This window comes from Aphanizomenon flos-aquae FACHB-1287 (genome assembly GCF_014698755.1).
Lineage (GTDB): Bacteria > Cyanobacteriota > Cyanobacteriia > Cyanobacteriales > Nostocaceae > Dolichospermum > Dolichospermum flosaquae.
This window is the reverse complement of the sequence record NZ_JACJTO010000030.1, coordinates 1-15,661: the sequence shown is the minus strand read 5'-3', so window position 1 is coordinate 15,661 and position 15,661 is coordinate 1. Positions and strand designations below refer to the sequence as shown.

Genomic DNA, 15,661 nt, shown 5'->3' with positions numbered 1-15,661 from the left:
TCAGATACAAAATTGGCAACACCTATAATTCTCTAAACATAGGGAATTATGGCATTGCTGATTATCTCTGTCTAAGCTGCACCAACAGGTAAAAATTTGCAGATTTCTAGAGATTTTTGGCAGTTTTGTGGCAATCATTCAGCCATTTCTTCTGCTACCTCATCTCTACTTGATAATGTTCGTTTTTGCTCCAGTTGGTTTAATAAACTCAGCACCTTAGTACCGCGTTCTATAGAATGGTCTTCTACAAATATCACTTCTGGGGTCCGCCGTAATCTAATTCTAGCCCCCAATTCACTGCGAATATAACCTGTAGCTGATTTTAAACCAGCCATTGTTTCCGTCTTGGCTTCCTCCGTTCCATAAATACTGACAAATATGGTAGCGTGTTGTAGATCTCCAGAAACATCTACATCAGTAACACTGATTATTCCCGCACCTACACGGTCATCTTTGATACCGTTAAGTAGCATTTGGCTAACTTCCCGTTTAATTAATTCAGCAACGCGGGAAACGCGGCGATTTGTAGCCATATAAATTCCGCCTTCTCACAGAGGTTTAATAACATGATTCTAAATACAAATCAGAGTAGACGGTGGTTAAGATCATCAACCGTAAACTCGACTTTTTCCTGGCTTTAACTAGATTGTATTTAACCCCAGCATAGCCCGCACGGTCAGGGTTACGAAAAAAAGACCACCAATAAACAAACCTAAAATAGCAATCAGTGCCACAGGACGCTTTAACAATGGAAATAGCGGTTCAAGGGTGTTTAGAAAAATACCCAAGACGATACTAACCAAGTATCGAGGGTAGCGAAAGACGTTATCCCAAAATCCATCAAACATTTGAATTTAGACTGCCTTATTATAGACTTTATTGATTAGTTAATTTTTAGTTTAATCGTAAGTAGATGGTAAGTCAAATCCCTAAACCAACTTACCCACGGCCATTTTTAAAGTGGTCTGGGGGTAAAACTAGATTAATTTCTTTCTAATGCGGTAATTTAGTAATATAAGAAAATTACTTTTTCATTAACCAAAGTCGGTTTTAAACGACTATAGTTTATTTATAACTCACTTAATAAAGCTAAAATCCTGATAAATCAAGACCGCGTCAAGCCCCCATACCTGAATATCGTTTTAAACCCATACGCCATAAAAAACGATTAGCACCTAAAAATATGAGAAACCAACCGATAATTGCTAAAAATCCTCTGGTTAAATCGACAGGTAGTCCTACCAAAATACTCGCCGGGAAATTAATCATGTAGGGAAAAGGTGTTAACATAACTATATTTCTAATATTTTCGGGAAAGACATCTAAAGGTGCTATATAACCCGATAAAAATAGAAAAAACAACATCCATAAATTTTCTAAAGCTGCGGCTCTTTCTGTCCAAAATGCAACCATAGCAATGGTATATTGTATGATAAATCTTAAAGCAAAAGCCATAATTACTGCTAAGATAAATAGTAATAAATTCGCCATACTAGGAACCCAAAAAGCTTGGGGATAGAGAACAAAAAAGAATATTGATAAAATTAATACAAAAGGCATTCGAGCGACTCTTTCACCTAAATGATTACTAATATGATGCCAAATTGGATCTAAAGGCTGTAATAATTTTGTGGAAAGTTTACCTTCTAATACTTCTTTTTCAAAGTCATAAATTACCCAAACCGTACTAATTTGTCTAGCCAGAAAAACAGCGAAGAAATATCGAGCAAAATCTACAGGTTTAACCCCAAATTGACCACTTTCGGCTGCTTGTACCCAAACACCCATCATAATCATTGGTAGAGAACCTGCTAGAACCCATAGGATTAATTCTGAGCGATATTCCAGCATATAAGCATAGTAAACGGACAATAATGTTAAGGCTCTTTTAATTGCTTTTTTCATGGTTATTTATAGGGACATGGGGGTGGGGTTTTATCAAATAAATCCTTTTTCAAAAACTCGGCCAATTACCTCTTCTACAGGTGGTTCTGTAACTGTTAAATCTACCACTTCTAAATCAGCTAAAATCTGGGAAACAGTGCGAGTTAGTTCTTCCTGTTGGACAATAAATCTAACTGTTCTTCCTTCAACCATTTGAACATCACCATAGGACATAAGTTTTTCTAATGGTAATGCTTGAGCTAACTCGACATAAATTTCTCGATAAGGAGCAAAACTTTCTAATAATTCATCTAAAATACCATCATACATTAATTTTCCTTCGTGAATTAATAAAACCCGTTGACACAAAGCTGTAATATCAGCCATGTAATGACTTGTTAATAATATTGTAGCTTGATAAAGTTGATTATATTCTTTTAAAAAGTCACGTACTCCCACTTGAGCATTAATATCTAAACCTAAAGTTGGTTCGTCTAAAAATAAAACTTGGGGACGGTGTAAAAGTGCTGCTAATATTTCAGCCTTCATTCTTTCTCCCAATGATAATTTTCGCACTGGTTGAGTTAGCTTACCTTCTAAAGCCAACATTTCTGTTAATTCCCCAACACGACGCTGAAAATCTTTATCAGAAATATTATAAACTGCGGCGTTAATTTTTAAAGAATCTAATGCTGGTAAATCCCACATTAATTGCTGTTTTTGTCCCATAACTAAGGTGATTTTTTGCAAAAATACTGCTTGACGACGAAAAGGAACAAAACCACCAACTTTAACTATACCACTAGAAGGATGAATTAATCCTGTCAGCATTTTTAAAGTTGTCGTTTTTCCGGCACCATTGGGACCTAAAAAACCGACAATCTCCCCAGGTTCAATAGTAAAAGAAACATCCTGAACAGCTTTAATCTGGCGATAAGTCCGACGAAAAAAGTGCGTAATTGTTCCTCCTATTCCTGGATTTTTAATGGCTACTGGATAGGATTTATTCAGATTTTCTGCTATGATAATTGACATAAAAAATTTATTTTTGCCTGATAACTTTGAGTTTCTTTCTTTTAATCATAATCTGACAAATGATCCTGCTTAAAAAATTGTAGTCAATAAGCAGGAAGTAGCAATTACTTGACTTGCAAACTATATTAAACCATAGCCATTTTTCCTCTAGCACTTAATAAATCACCAGGAGAAAAAACGCCATTTTCAGTAATAATTGCCGTAATTAACTCCGCAGGTGTAACATCAAAAGCAGGGTTATAAAATTCCACTCCTGGAGGTGTGAGGATAGTTTCACCAATTTGATAAATTTCCGCCGGGTGACGTTCCTCAATGGGAATTTGAGTACCATTAACTAATTGAAAATCTACCGTCGATAAAGGTGCAGCCACAAAAAAAGGAATATTATGAGCTTTGGCCACAATTGCTAAACTATATGTCCCAATTTTATTAGCAGTGTCACCATTAACCGCAATTCTGTCAGCACCCACAACTACAGCATCAATTAAACCTTGTTTCATACAATGGGCGGCCATATTATCAGTAATCACTGTTACCGGAATACCTTCTTGTACACATTCCCATGTGGTGAGCTTTGCACCTTGTAAGCGAGGACGAGTTTCATCTGCAAATACCCTGGCTAAACGTCCTTCTTTCCAAGCAGAACGCACTACACCTAAAGCTGTGCCATAACCAGCAGTTGCTAGAGCCCCAGCATTGCAATGAGTAAGAATAATTAGTTTTTCTGGGGTTTTCGGTAAAGCTGCTAAACCATGATCACCTATAGCTTGACAGGTTTGCAGATCTTCCTCATGTATCTTTTGGGCGGTTTCTAAAAGAGTTTGTTGAATTTCGGCCACTGTTCCCACGGTTTCATAGGCCGTTTGCATCATTTTACCAATCGCCCAAAATAAATTTACCGCAGTAGGACGGGTAGAACGTAACAAATTGGCGGCCTTTTCCAGTTTACTTAAAAACTCCTGGTTATCACTTGTTTCAATTTCCCTCGCCCCTAAATACATTCCATACGCGGCGGCCACTCCAATTGCTGGCGCACCTCTAACAATCATGGTTGTAATGGCCTGTGCCATATCTTCACTGCGGTGAATCTCCACCACTGTATATTCACTAGGTAAGCGTGTTTGATCAATCAATAGAACCGAATTATTGCGCCAAATAACGGGATAAACCATATTGTCAATTGTTGGTTGTCTGTTGCTGGTTGTCAATTATAATGTATTCACACATCTTAGATTCCCGATTTTTAGAAATTTAGCCCCCTTTTTTAGGTAGTTTATAGATAAATTAAGTGTCTAATATCACAATTCAAAATTTTACCCATAACCTCTTTGTAAGTTAAACAATCTTATTATTTGATTTAATCTTCCAGGGTTGCCTAAAATGATATTTTGGCAATTATCAAGAGAATTACAAGCTTTTTAACAGCTAACTCACATCAGCAGTATAATATTATAAATAGCGAAATTTTAATATGTCTATCAAAGTTGGAGATACCGCACCTGATTTTAGTCTACCTGCCCAAAATGGCGAAAATGTCAGTCTGGTAGACTTTCGTGGTCAAAAATCCGTTGTCCTCTATTTTTACCCCAAAGATGATACACCAGGATGCACCGTAGAATCTTGTGCTTTTCGAGATCAGTATCAAGTCTTTAAGGCCGCTGGCGCTGAAGTTATCGGTGTGAGTGGTGATTCTCAGGACTCTCATCAAAAGTTTGCGAATAAATACAATTTACCTTTTACACTTCTAAGTGATCAAGGTGACAAAATCCGTAAACAATATGGCGCTACTGCTCTTGGTTTTCTTCCTGGACGAGTAACCTACGTAATTGACAAAAATGGGATTGTTCAATATGTATTTGATTCCATGTTCAATTTTAAAGGTCACGTTGAAGAAACATTAAAAACTTTACAACAGTTATAATTTGTATATTCCCATAGAAATCAAGTGTCAATTATGTTAGGTAGCATCCGTTAACTGTTAATAGATAACAAACCGGGAGGAGGAGTAATTTCCACTCGACGGGTTTCTAAGTCTACAACAGGGACAATTTCCATCACAAAAGGAATTAAAACAGTTTTTTGTGGTTTACCAGTGGTCAATTCTTCATTTTTAGCGATAAAAGCAGGATCAAATTTAACTTCCAATAAATCATGACCTGAAGGTAATATATCCACCACCGTTCCCACAAATTCCCCAGATGATTGCATAAAAACTGACAACCCTAACAAGTCTACCACATGAAATTCACCTGCTGCTAATTCTGGGCGATCGCTTATAGGCACAAAGAACCGACAATCACGCATATTTTCAGCTTGATGGCGATCGCTCACTCCCTTTAATTTAATCACATAAAGATTCTTGCCGTCAAGATATCGTCCATGTAATAATTCCACAGGTTGCAGTTCCGTTTCTCCTGGACGTAACAACCAGCGTTTTCCCGGTTCTTCAAAGCGTTCAGGAAAGTCAGTATTAGGATAAACCCGCAACTCCCCAATTAAACCTTGAGGTGAGACAATTTTACCAATTTCTAACCAATCATCAAGATTGGGAACTGAAGAGTTTTTGACTTTTCCCTCTACTCCCGGTTCTTTGCTCCCCTGCTTCTTTTTCGCGTCTTCGTGGTTCATTAATTAGTTAATTGCTCACTTTGTTTACATTTTACCACTTCACGGTTGTAAATTAAGTTAATTGGCACTAATTTTTTTGTTCTCTGTTCTCTCTCTCAATCAGTGAATTTAATTTTGTCAGACTACTTATAATAGAAAATACAGGGACTGAGTAAAAAATCTCAATTGTTAAATTATTTGAAGATTTGAAGTAATATCACTGACAAGATAATAGTATGCTAATTGGAAATTATGATCATCAAAAAATAAAACTTTTCACTACCGCCAAACGCGCATTTTTACATTCAATCGTGTTATTATTCGCATTCTGTAGTTTGCTATTAAACGTACCTACCGCTCTTGCTGCTTCAGTATATACTGCTCCTGTACAGTATATTGCTTATGCTACACCAACCCAAAGCGTTGAAGAAATTGACGAACTAATTGCATTTTATAGAGACCAAAAAAACGGTATTGCTGAAAACACCAAACTATCAATAGAGGCAAAAAAAGCACAGTTGAAAGAAATCAATTCCGAAATTAATGCTCTAATTAAAGATAAGAAAGCTTTACTAGCTAAACAGTAATAATTCAACAAACCTCCGCTATGTCAATCTAACGACTATAGCGGGGGGGGTATGTTATATTTTAACAATATTGTTGCAGATAATCAACATTTTTTGCGTCTTCGTGGTTCATTATCTCGGCATTGCTGAATTGAGGTATAAAAATCAAATATTCTAGTTCTTAAACTCTTACTCTCAGCGTCCTCCGCGCCTCTGCGTGAGAAAAAAATCATACCTTCATTCAGCAACACCATTATCTCTTACACACTTACAGCCGCATTTTGATAAACTCGTTCAGCAACCTTCGCTAAACGCTGCATACCAATAGTAATTTCCTCATCACTACCTGTTAAACTAATTCTCAGACATTGGTGTTTATGTTCCCATTCCTCCTGCAAACCAGGGAAGAAACTACTACCAGGAACAAGAATTACACCCACCTTCTTTAATTCCTGGTAAAATTCCCAATCAGTCATAGGTAAATCTTTTAACCACAACCAGCCAAAAATAGCCCCTTCACCGCGATGTAAAAACCAAGGTATATTTTTAGGCATTGCTGCTTCTAATGTACTTTCCAAGACATCAAACTTTTGCTGGTAGAAAGGACGAATCACATTTTCCGCAATATTTGCTAGTATACCTGATTCTATCGCTCTAGCTGCGATCGCTTGACCATATCGAGAAGAATGAATTCCCACATTAGTTTGGAAACATTCCAAAACTTGAATCAGGTTTTCATCACCAATAGCCACCCCAATGCGTTCCCCAGGTAATCCCGCCTTTGATAAACTCATACAGTGGAGGATATTTTCCCCAAATACCGGAGTCATTTCCGTAAAATTCAACGCCGGGAAAGGTGGTGCATAAGCGGAATCTATTAATACAGGTACATGATGGGGTGCTGCTAAATCAGTGATTTTATTTACCTCATCATTAGTTAAAACATTACCCGTAGGATTACAAGGACGAGAGAAAATCACACAACCCGTACTTTCTGTAATCGAAAGTTGGTTAAAATCAGGACGATATTTAAATCTGTGTGAGTCCGCGTCAATATCTAAAGTTGGCTTGTAAGCAACCAAAGCTTCAGGGAACAAACAAACACCACCATAACCAGTATAATCTGGACTTAACGGCAAGACAATCTCTTTCAAATTACCATCTTCAGTATAGCCACCAAAAGCGTTAGCCGCATAAAAATAGATAGTTTGACTACCCGCAGTAATTAAAATATTCCGGTCAGTTAAGCTTAACCCATAACGCTGGTTAAAATCCTGGACAATAGCCTCAATTAATGGTGAATAACCTTGACTTGAACCATAACGACAAACAACCTCACCATATTCAGAACTAGCTAATAAATCCGCCGTACAATCGCGCCATAACTGTTCCACCTCTGGTAAAATCAAGGGATTACCAGCGCTCAAATTATATAATTCCTTTCCCTTACTAGCTCTGAGGGTTTCATTAATATCTTTCATAATCGCTCTTACGCCAGTTAAGTTGGACATTTGAGCGCCAATTTTAGTAAGGGCAGGTTTTATCATGTTTATTACAGACTGAATTAATCGCCAAAGTGGATAGTTGATTGAGTGGTTGCAGTTAAGACAAAATTAATTATAGTTGCCAAAACAACCACTACCTTTCACCAATCTAAACCAATGAATGCGATTTTAACAAAATATAACAGTTAATAAAGCCCCACTGGTAAAGGTGGGGGATTTCTCATGTGATAGATACTAATGTACTATACAGAGAATAATTTGACAAGTAATTAAAAATTCTCCTCTCTCTGGGACTCTGCGCCTGGAGCGTGAGATACAATTAAAGGTAGAATCAAATGGAAATCAAAGCAGCATTAGCATACACCGCAGGTAAACCCCTAACCATTGAAACCGTACAATTAGCACCACCACAAGCCGGAGAAGTCTTAATTGAGATTAAAGCCAGTGGTGTTTGCCATACTGATGCTTTTACCCTGTCTGGTAATGATCCTGAAGGGTTATTTCCAGCAATTTTAGGACATGAAGGCGCTGGTATAGTTGTGGAAGTCGGGGCTGATGTTAAAAGTCTCAAACCTGGAGATCATGTTATTCCTTTATACACTCCCGAATGTCGGCAATGTGATTATTGCTTAAGCTTCAAAACCAATCTTTGTCAAGCAATTCGCGGTACACAAGGACGAGGTTTAATGCCCGATGGTACTAGCAGATTTAGTATTAACGGCGACATAATTCATCATTATATGGGTACATCTACTTTCGCTAATTATACGGTATTACCAGAAATTGCTGTTGCTAAAATTCCGGAAGATGCTCCTTTTGATAAAGTTTGTTATATTGGCTGTGGTGTGACAACAGGTATTGGTGCGGTAATCTATACAGCTAAAGTAGAACCGGGGGCAAATGTGGTAGTTTTTGGTTTAGGGGGGATTGGTTTAAATGTCATCCAAGGAGCGCGAATGGTGGGCGCGAATAAGATTATTGGTGTAGATATTAATCCCAAAAAACGGGCTTTAGCTGAAAAATTTGGCATGACAGATTTTGTAAATCCCCAAGAAATTACGGGTGATTTAGTTGCTTATTTGGTAGATTTAACAAAAGGTGGTGCTGACTATTCTTTTGAATGTATTGGTAACGTTAACACCATGCGTCAAGCCTTAGAATGTTGTCATAAAGGTTGGGGTGTCAGTGTGATTATTGGTGTTGCTGGTGCGGGTCAAGAAATTAGCACTCGTCCCTTTCAATTAGTAACTGGAAGAGTTTGGAAAGGTTCAGCCTTTGGTGGTGCTAGAGGGCGGACAGATGTACCGAAAATTGTAGATTGGTATATGGATGGTAAGATTAATATTGATGATTTAATTACTCATGTGATGCCGATTGAAAGAATTAATGACGCTTTTGATATGATGCACAGGGGGGAGTCTATTCGGAGTGTGGTGACTTTTTAGGTTTTATGGCTCACGCAGAGACGCTCCAGGCACAGAGAGGAGGAAAGGAGTATAAGTAAATTAATACAATTTAATACAATAAAACCAATCTCTTTTAAGAAACCTAAAATTACTGAAAACTTTTTTACTTTTGTCTTTTGCCTTGCTATAACGACAATTTTAACCCTAACTTACTTAAAGCTGGTTAGCTTAATGCTGGGGGTTCTATATTAAAGATATTCAAAAGATTAAAAAGTTATTGATTGCTCATGATTTGGCCATTTAAACCCAACTTTCGTAAACAGATTGCGCGGATTGAAGTCAGCGGTGCGATCGCTGGTGCAACCCGTAGGCACGTCCTAGAAGCTCTGAAAACCGTAGAGGAAAGTAAATTTCCGGCTTTACTGCTACGCATTGATAGCCCTGGGGGTACGGTAGGAGATTCCCAAGAAATTTACAGTGCTTTGAAGAGATTAGCCAAAAAAACCAAGATTGTCGCCAGTTTTGGCAATATTTCCGCCTCTGGTGGGGTTTACATTGGTATGGGTGCAGAACATATAATGGCGAATCCAGGTACAATTACAGGCAGTATTGGTGTAATTTTGCGGGGAAACAACCTAGAAGTGCTACTGGAGAAAATTGGTGTTTCCTTTAAAGTTATTAAGTCAGGTCCCTACAAGGATATCTTAGCTTTTGATCGGCAACTAACAGAACCGGAACAAACTATTCTGCAAGAATTGATTGATTATAGCTATCAGCAATTTGTGGAAACTGTGGCACAGGCCCGTTCACTGACTGTAGAAAAGGTAAAAAGCTTTGCTGACGGCAGGATTTTTACTGGACAGCAAGCCTTAGAATTAGGTGTTGTAGACCGATTAGGGACGGAAGAAGATGCACGACGGTGGACAGCGGAACTAGTAGGACTTGATCCTGAGAAAACTCTTTGCTATACGCTAGAAGAACGAAAACCATTTTTGAGTCGTGTTCTACCGGGAAGTCGTCAAACTAAATCGGTTATTGGAGCGGGAATTGATTGGCTAGAATTTGAAATATCTACAAGTGGTTTACCTATGTGGTTATATCGTCCATAGTCAATGGTCAGTGGTCAATGGTCAGTGGTAAAAACCAAAAATTGACAACGAACAACTGACCACGAACAACTAATAACTAAACAAATACAAAAGGAGGATTTTAGTAGTGAAATGGCAAATGCGAGCAATTCGTGGTGCAACAACTGTTGCAGAAAACAGCGTCGAAGCAATTCAAGATTCAGTCACGGAATTATTAGATGAGTTAGAACAAAGAAATAAATTACAACCGGAGGATATAATTAGTGTGACTTTTTCTGTGACGAAGGATTTAGATGCTATTTTCCCAGCAGCGATCGCTCGCAGTCGTCCTTTATGGGATAATGTAGCTATGTTAGATGTCCAACAAATGCACGTTGAAGGGAGTTTACCCCGCTGCATTCGCTTTCTAATTCACGCCAATTTACCGATTTCTACCCCAATTCACCACATTTATTTACGTCAAGCTGCTAAACTGCGTCCAGATTGGAGTTTACCCCAAACGTTACAAACTTCACAGCACGCAATGGAGACGAAAGTTTAAAATTGGCAGGTCAATAACATAAGTAAAAGTTAGCACCAAATGAGCTATTACAGTGGTGACGCGGCTGCCCAACCTGCTGCTATTGGAGGGAGTATTTTCACTTATCGAAGTACTGGTGTATGTGTAAAATTAGATGCTTTTTTAGATGTTCTCTCTCAAGGTGAAGCGCCGCTGGTCATTGTCACCAGTGAGGGTTATTTTACGAAAATATACAAGTATGTGACGGCTTATAAGGGTTTTGTATTTTTTACAGAATCCTTAGACAAATTGGAATTTGCTCACAATATTGAAGTTATTTATGCCCAGAGTTTAAGCGCGAATATATAAAAACTAGCTGCATAACAGCTTAATTAGACTTTTTGTAATTGTGCTACTCTGGGGTCTATAATTTTCTGTCCTAAACTAACAAATTTAATCGCTACAGAAATCTTATTTCCTTCTCCAAAAACATGAGTAATTTCACCAATGCCGAATGACTTATGTAATACTCTATCACCTACCTGCCAATTCCCTGTAGTTCCTTGTTTACTTGAGTTTTCCGAATTTGTTTTAGTAAAACTACGGGTAACTTTATTTTGTGTATTTATTAATTCCGCTGGCAATTCATCGAGAAATTGCGATCGCATTGCCGGTTCTCTGGACCCATATAAACGTCTTTCTCTTGCATGGGATAAAAACAATCTTTCTTTAGCGCGGGTAATGCCAACATAGCACAAACGCCGTTCTTCTTCTAACAATAAAGGATCTTGTAAAGAACGATAGCCCGGAAAGAGTCCCTGCTCTAATCCTACTAAAAATACCACGGGAAATTCTAAACCCTTAGAAGCGTGTAAGGTCATTAAAGAAACTGCTGTTTGTCCTTCTTTTAAATTATCTAAATCAGAACTAAGCGCTGCACTTTGTAAAAATGCTTCTAAAGAAATATTTTCTCCGGCATTTTCCTCTTGGAATTGCAGCATAGCATTATACAACTCATTAACGTTGCTAATTCTATTATCAGCTTCATCTGTAGTTTGATCTTGCAATTCTTTAATATAACCCGAATCTTCTAAAATGCCTTGTAATATCTCCGAACCAGGGACTATTTTGATTTGTTCTTGACGATTTTGAATCATTGCGGCAAAATTATTTACCGCTTTTGAAGAACGTCCTGCTAAAGTATTTACAGAGGTTTCATCACTTAATATTTCCCATAAAGTTGTTCCTAATTGCTGGGAAGCGTTCACTAAAGCATCAATAGTCGCTTTACCGATTCCTCGTCTAGGCGTGTTAATAACTCGTAATAGACTTACAGTATCCGCTGGATTATTAATCACTCTTAAATATGCAACAGCATCTTTAATTTCTTTGCGATCATAAAACTTCATTCCTCCCACAACTGTATAAGGAATTTGATATTTAACTAATAATTCCTCAAAAGGTCGAGATTGGGCATTAGTTCGATATAAAATAGCAAAGTTACCCCAATTTAATTCCGGGTTTTGATGTTCTAAATTGCGAATTTGATTAATGACAAAAGCCGCTTCGGCCATTTCTTCGTCAGCTTTATGACAATAAATTTCCTCCCCTGGTTCTCTTGTGGCCTTAAGAATTTTATCAATGCGTTGAGTGTTATTTTCAATTAATTCATTAGCAGCTTGAAGAATATTTTCACATGAGCGATAATTTTCTTCTAACTTTACCATTGAACGGGTATCATCATCTGCCAAACCATCACCAAAATCTTCTTGAAATTCCAGTAAAATGGTAAAATCTGCCATTCTAAAACTGTAAATTGACTGGTCAGCATCACCGACAACAAACACAGACCGATTTTGCCATGTTAATTCACGTTTACGATTTTCTCCATTAGTCACCAAAAGCTGAATTAAAGTATATTGAGTGCGGTTTGTATCTTGATATTCATCAACTAAAACATGACAGAATTTGCGATACCAATAACTCAAAACCTGTTCATTTTGTTGAAATAATCTAGTAGGAATTAAAATTAAATCATCAAAATCTAAAGCATTATTTTGAGCCAGTTTATCCTGATAGCGATTATAAACATCAGCGATTACCCTACCGCGATAATTTGGTTGTTCATTTTCAAATTCTTGGGGAGAAAGTCCTTGATTTTTGGCATTACTAATAGCGTAGCGAATAGACTTTGGTTCAAATTTTTTACCATCTAAATTTAGATCTTTGGTGACAATTTCTTTAATTACACTTTGGACATCTGATTCATCAAAAATAGAAAAGTTTTTATTCCATTTTCTGCCTTTTTCATCTTGATATTTTTCGATATCAAACCGCAAAATCCGAGAAAATAAACTGTGAAAAGTTCCACACCACATATCTTTGATAGTTGTGCGGTAAACCTGTGATTTAATTAAACTTTGTTCATATTCTGTTAGCAAATCAAACTTTTTACCATGTTGTGAAATTGCTAATTGTTCAGCAAATATCCTTTGAATTCTTTCCTTCATTTCCCTAGCAGCTTTATTAGTAAATGTCACCGCGAGGATATTTTCAGGATTAACACGATGTTTTATAATTAAATTAGCAATACGGTAGGTAAGTGCCCGGGTTTTTCCTGAACCAGCACCAGCTACCACTAACAATGGTCCACAGTAGTGTTCGACCGCTTGACGTTGATTAGGGTTAAGATGACTAAGAAAATCAATATTTGTGGTCATAAATTATAAAAATTTCAAGGTAAAATCACTGAAAAATATCAAGTAGTATAGTCGGTATTACCAAGCAAAACCAACATATATTAAGCAATCTCTGTTAAATCGGAAAATATTAATATTGTATTCGCTAGTACAATATAATATTTATCTACGGTAGACAATACCCACCCTAATTTTAAAAATCAAAAAATCAAAAAATCAAAATGGGGTACTATAGCAACTCATGTTACTAGATTTTGCGTCAAGTTTTGTCATACTTGTGAATAACTCTGGATTAAGATCAAATAATAATCTCTACTTTCTCACCCTTATCAGTGGTATAAGTGTCAATTAACAGCCTTTTGGCTGTAGATATCTGAGTAAGAAACTCAACTTTTGAAAATATGGAAGCAAAAATGCCAGAACCAGAATTTAAAGAAACCGAGTCCAAAGAAAAAACCATACCTGAAATTAACACCCAAATTGGAAATCTGACCAAACTTCAGCCTCCTTCCCAACCTCAAGAACAATGGCTGAAATACGGGCAGCAAGTTTCTGCTTTTTTTGGTACATTACCAGATTATGTAGGTAAGTTTTTTGGTCAATATCAGCAACCTATTGTTAGTATTGGTTTAGTAGTAACAGCAGTAGTCACAGTTAAGGTACTATTGGCTGTATTAGATGCTCTTAATGATGTTCCTTTAGTAGCACCTGCTTTTGAATTAATTGGAATTGGTTATTCTGTGTGGTTTGTCTACCGCTATTTACTCAAAGCTTCCACTAGACAGGAATTATCCGGTGAAATCACCACCCTCAAATCCCAAGTTGTGGGTAAAAACACTTCTCAATCTTAACTCGCAAATTTAGATCATTTTAGATACCCGATTTCTTTAAAGAGTCGGGTATCTTTTTTCTTTTTTACTTTCTTATATACTCAAAACGGCTAGAAGTTGGACTTTTTTATCATACAAAGAACAAGTTTAAAGCCTCTCCAGTATTAAATATTATTCCTTTTCCCTCTCCTCTTAGGAGAGCGTTGGGGAGAGGTTTACCAGAGCGGTTTCATATTTGGTTAAACTATGAACCGTTTTCCGTATAAATATGGGTTACTGATAGCGTAGCGTTGACACCAATGAGCAGAGCTAAACCTTTTAATCTTCCATTTTAGTCATAAATTAGACTTTTTAAACATACTCTAATCTTTGAATTGCATATTTGAAGGGAATATAAGCTGTTAAAAATTGATAGTCGTCTTGACATTGGGGACCACCAATTTTAAAAAAATTCTAACTTGTCGCATAGATATAGGGCTTGACACTTGTAAGTATTTGTGTCAAACTTGTGTTTGTATAGTTTTTAACTCAAAAGTGTTACAAGTTGTGACACCTCCTATCGCCTTCGGGCATCATTAATACCAATAACTAATTAAATCTATGAATACCATACTCAACTCTGCCCTGACGCTGACATACAATCAACTCAGCACTTTTTCTGGTTTAGACAACTTCTGAAATCTATTCGATACTACATTTGGCACACAATACAATCGTAGCGCAGCCGAAATTCTTCGTACTCAATGGCAAATTGGTGAATAATTCAGGATAGATTCACCTTCGTGATCTCAGTAATTCAGTATCAAATAATTTAGTTAATCAATTCTTGAACAAAAAAACTCTAAAATATAGGAGCATCTATCATGGCTAACAATTTTAACTGGGTTAACGCAACTACCTTAAATGGTACTCTTTGGGACAATGGAACTCTATCTTCAGTGACTCCTATTACCCAAATAGGCACTTTAACTATCGGTGGTAGCAATTACCAATATCTAAATGCTCAACTCAATAATACCGGAACTATTGTTGAGAATCACTCTTACAACTTCTCCAATTCCAGCTATTATTCTCTATACTTTCAAAATGGTTCTATCCTCAATAACTCCGGCACTTATGAATTTCAACAAGGGTTAATTGACAATTACAGTAGTAGTAGTGTTGGCACATTTAACAATTCTGGAACTTTCAAGAAAACTACCGCATATACAGCTACAATTGATGTAGCTTTTAACAATACGGGAATAGTCAATGTCGAAGCAGGAACTTTAACCCTTTCTGGTGGAGGAGTTAGTAATGGTGGAACTTTCAACCTCACTAGCGGTCAAACTCTGCAAATTGATAATTCAGTTTATACCTTTAGTAATGGAACAAAAATTAACGGTAGTGGCAAGCTTTTGGTTAGTGGTGGAACACTGAAAATAGATGAAAATTGGACTTTACCGACAATTAGCACATGGAATGGAGGATGGCTCGTAAGTTCAAACATTATTACTAATAGTGGTACTTTAACTATCGGTGGTAGCAATTACCAATATCTAA

General features: G+C 37.0%; 16 protein-coding genes. 8 read left to right on the top strand and 8 right to left on the bottom strand.

What is annotated here, in order from left to right; all coding sequences use genetic code 11:
• Positions 1 to 134: 134 nt before the first annotated feature.
• The 5 genes from rbfA to mtnA all read right to left on the bottom strand — a co-directional run bounded on the left by rbfA (position 135) and on the right by mtnA (position 4,091).
• Complete coding sequence (gene rbfA, locus H6G44_RS14295) at positions 135 to 533, bottom strand: 30S ribosome-binding factor RbfA (protein WP_190387180.1); 399 nt, start codon at positions 531 to 533, stop codon at positions 135 to 137.
• Positions 534 to 641: 108 nt separating this feature from the next.
• Positions 642 to 848 (bottom strand): DUF751 family protein, encoded by a 207-nt coding sequence (locus H6G44_RS14290; protein WP_190387179.1) that lies wholly within the window; start codon positions 846 to 848, stop codon positions 642 to 644.
• A gap of 268 nt (positions 849 to 1,116) precedes the next feature.
• Positions 1,117 to 1,905, bottom strand: coding sequence for an ABC transporter permease (locus H6G44_RS14285; RefSeq protein ID WP_190387178.1), 789 nt, complete (start codon positions 1,903 to 1,905; stop codon positions 1,117 to 1,119).
• A 33-nt stretch (positions 1,906 to 1,938) separates the two neighbouring features.
• Complete coding sequence (locus H6G44_RS14280; RefSeq protein ID WP_190387177.1) at positions 1,939 to 2,919, bottom strand: ABC transporter ATP-binding protein; 981 nt, start codon at positions 2,917 to 2,919, stop codon at positions 1,939 to 1,941.
• Between the two features lie 125 nt (positions 2,920 to 3,044).
• On the bottom strand, positions 3,045 to 4,091 hold the full coding sequence (gene mtnA / locus H6G44_RS14275; RefSeq protein WP_190387176.1) for an S-methyl-5-thioribose-1-phosphate isomerase: 1,047 nt from the start codon (positions 4,089 to 4,091) through the stop codon (positions 3,045 to 3,047).
• 299 nt (positions 4,092 to 4,390) lie between these two features.
• Between mtnA and H6G44_RS14270 the strand changes: the two genes are divergently transcribed.
• Positions 4,391 to 4,840 (top strand): peroxiredoxin, encoded by a 450-nt coding sequence (locus H6G44_RS14270; RefSeq protein WP_190387175.1) that lies wholly within the window; start codon positions 4,391 to 4,393, stop codon positions 4,838 to 4,840.
• A gap of 50 nt (positions 4,841 to 4,890) precedes the next feature.
• Here the strand turns inward: H6G44_RS14270 and rimM are convergent, their stop codons facing one another.
• Positions 4,891 to 5,547 carry a ribosome maturation factor RimM gene (rimM, locus tag H6G44_RS14265; RefSeq protein ID WP_190387174.1) on the bottom strand — a complete coding sequence of 219 codons (657 nt, stop codon included), beginning with the start codon at positions 5,545 to 5,547 and terminating at the stop codon, positions 4,891 to 4,893.
• A 215-nt stretch (positions 5,548 to 5,762) separates the two neighbouring features.
• Here rimM and H6G44_RS14260 point away from each other — a divergent pair, with 215 nt between their 5' ends.
• The gene (locus tag H6G44_RS14260) at positions 5,763 to 6,113 is read left to right on the top strand and encodes a hypothetical protein (protein WP_190387173.1); all 351 of its coding nucleotides are present in this window, start codon (positions 5,763 to 5,765) and stop codon (positions 6,111 to 6,113) included.
• Between the two features lie 239 nt (positions 6,114 to 6,352).
• Here the strand turns inward: H6G44_RS14260 and H6G44_RS14255 are convergent, their stop codons facing one another.
• Positions 6,353 to 7,636, bottom strand: a complete 1,284-nt coding sequence (locus H6G44_RS14255) for a valine--pyruvate transaminase (protein WP_190387213.1) — start codon at positions 7,634 to 7,636, stop codon at positions 6,353 to 6,355.
• 296 nt (positions 7,637 to 7,932) lie between these two features.
• Here H6G44_RS14255 and H6G44_RS14250 point away from each other — a divergent pair, with 296 nt between their 5' ends.
• From H6G44_RS14250 to H6G44_RS14235, 4 genes are all read left to right on the top strand, one after another.
• On the top strand, positions 7,933 to 9,042 hold the full coding sequence (locus H6G44_RS14250; RefSeq protein ID WP_190387172.1) for an S-(hydroxymethyl)glutathione dehydrogenase/class III alcohol dehydrogenase: 1,110 nt from the start codon (positions 7,933 to 7,935) through the stop codon (positions 9,040 to 9,042).
• A gap of 248 nt (positions 9,043 to 9,290) precedes the next feature.
• On the top strand, positions 9,291 to 10,112 hold the full coding sequence (sppA, locus tag H6G44_RS14245) for a signal peptide peptidase SppA (protein WP_190387171.1): 822 nt from the start codon (positions 9,291 to 9,293) through the stop codon (positions 10,110 to 10,112).
• Positions 10,113 to 10,218: 106 nt separating this feature from the next.
• Positions 10,219 to 10,632 carry a chorismate mutase gene (gene aroH, locus H6G44_RS14240; RefSeq protein WP_190387170.1) on the top strand — a complete coding sequence of 138 codons (414 nt, stop codon included), beginning with the start codon at positions 10,219 to 10,221 and terminating at the stop codon, positions 10,630 to 10,632.
• A gap of 39 nt (positions 10,633 to 10,671) precedes the next feature.
• Positions 10,672 to 10,959, top strand: coding sequence for a hypothetical protein (locus H6G44_RS14235; RefSeq protein ID WP_190387169.1), 288 nt, complete (start codon positions 10,672 to 10,674; stop codon positions 10,957 to 10,959).
• A 23-nt stretch (positions 10,960 to 10,982) separates the two neighbouring features.
• Here H6G44_RS14235 and pcrA read toward each other — a convergent pair whose 3' ends face one another.
• Positions 10,983 to 13,310, bottom strand: coding sequence for a DNA helicase PcrA (gene pcrA / locus H6G44_RS14230; protein ID WP_190387168.1), 2,328 nt, complete (start codon positions 13,308 to 13,310; stop codon positions 10,983 to 10,985).
• Positions 13,311 to 13,702: 392 nt separating this feature from the next.
• Between pcrA and H6G44_RS14225 the strand changes: the two genes are divergently transcribed.
• Positions 13,703 to 14,140: a CAAD domain-containing protein gene (locus H6G44_RS14225; protein ID WP_190387212.1), complete on the top strand. Its 438-nt coding sequence runs from the start codon at positions 13,703 to 13,705 to the stop codon at positions 14,138 to 14,140.
• Between the two features lie 842 nt (positions 14,141 to 14,982).
• Positions 14,983 to 15,661: hypothetical protein (locus H6G44_RS14220; RefSeq protein WP_199318021.1), on the top strand; the 679-nt coding region annotated here is incomplete at its 3' end.

Bases quoted from the DNA above. Each gene is read 5' to 3' on its own strand.
- H6G44_RS14250 (WP_190387172.1), top strand. From the start codon at position 7,933: ATGGAAATCAAAGCAGCATTAGCATACACCGCAGGTAAACCCCTAACC.
- mtnA (WP_190387176.1), bottom strand. From the start codon at position 4,091: ATGGTTTATCCCGTTATTTGGCGCAATAATTCGGTTCTATTGATTGAT.
- H6G44_RS14270 (WP_190387175.1), top strand. From the start codon at position 4,391: ATGTCTATCAAAGTTGGAGATACCGCACCTGATTTTAGTCTACCTGCC.
- pcrA (WP_190387168.1), bottom strand. From the start codon at position 13,310: ATGACCACAAATATTGATTTTCTTAGTCATCTTAACCCTAATCAACGT.
- H6G44_RS14280 (WP_190387177.1), bottom strand. From the start codon at position 2,919: ATGTCAATTATCATAGCAGAAAATCTGAATAAATCCTATCCAGTAGCC.
- H6G44_RS14225 (WP_190387212.1), top strand. From the start codon at position 13,703: ATGCCAGAACCAGAATTTAAAGAAACCGAGTCCAAAGAAAAAACCATA.
- H6G44_RS14235 (WP_190387169.1), top strand. From the start codon at position 10,672: ATGAGCTATTACAGTGGTGACGCGGCTGCCCAACCTGCTGCTATTGGA.
- H6G44_RS14285 (WP_190387178.1), bottom strand. From the start codon at position 1,905: ATGAAAAAAGCAATTAAAAGAGCCTTAACATTATTGTCCGTTTACTAT.
- rbfA (WP_190387180.1), bottom strand. From the start codon at position 533: ATGGCTACAAATCGCCGCGTTTCCCGCGTTGCTGAATTAATTAAACGG.
- H6G44_RS14290 (WP_190387179.1), bottom strand. From the start codon at position 848: ATGTTTGATGGATTTTGGGATAACGTCTTTCGCTACCCTCGATACTTG.
- H6G44_RS14260 (WP_190387173.1), top strand. From the start codon at position 5,763: ATGCTAATTGGAAATTATGATCATCAAAAAATAAAACTTTTCACTACC.
- rimM (WP_190387174.1), bottom strand. From the start codon at position 5,547: ATGAACCACGAAGACGCGAAAAAGAAGCAGGGGAGCAAAGAACCGGGA.
- sppA (WP_190387171.1), top strand. From the start codon at position 9,291: ATGATTTGGCCATTTAAACCCAACTTTCGTAAACAGATTGCGCGGATT.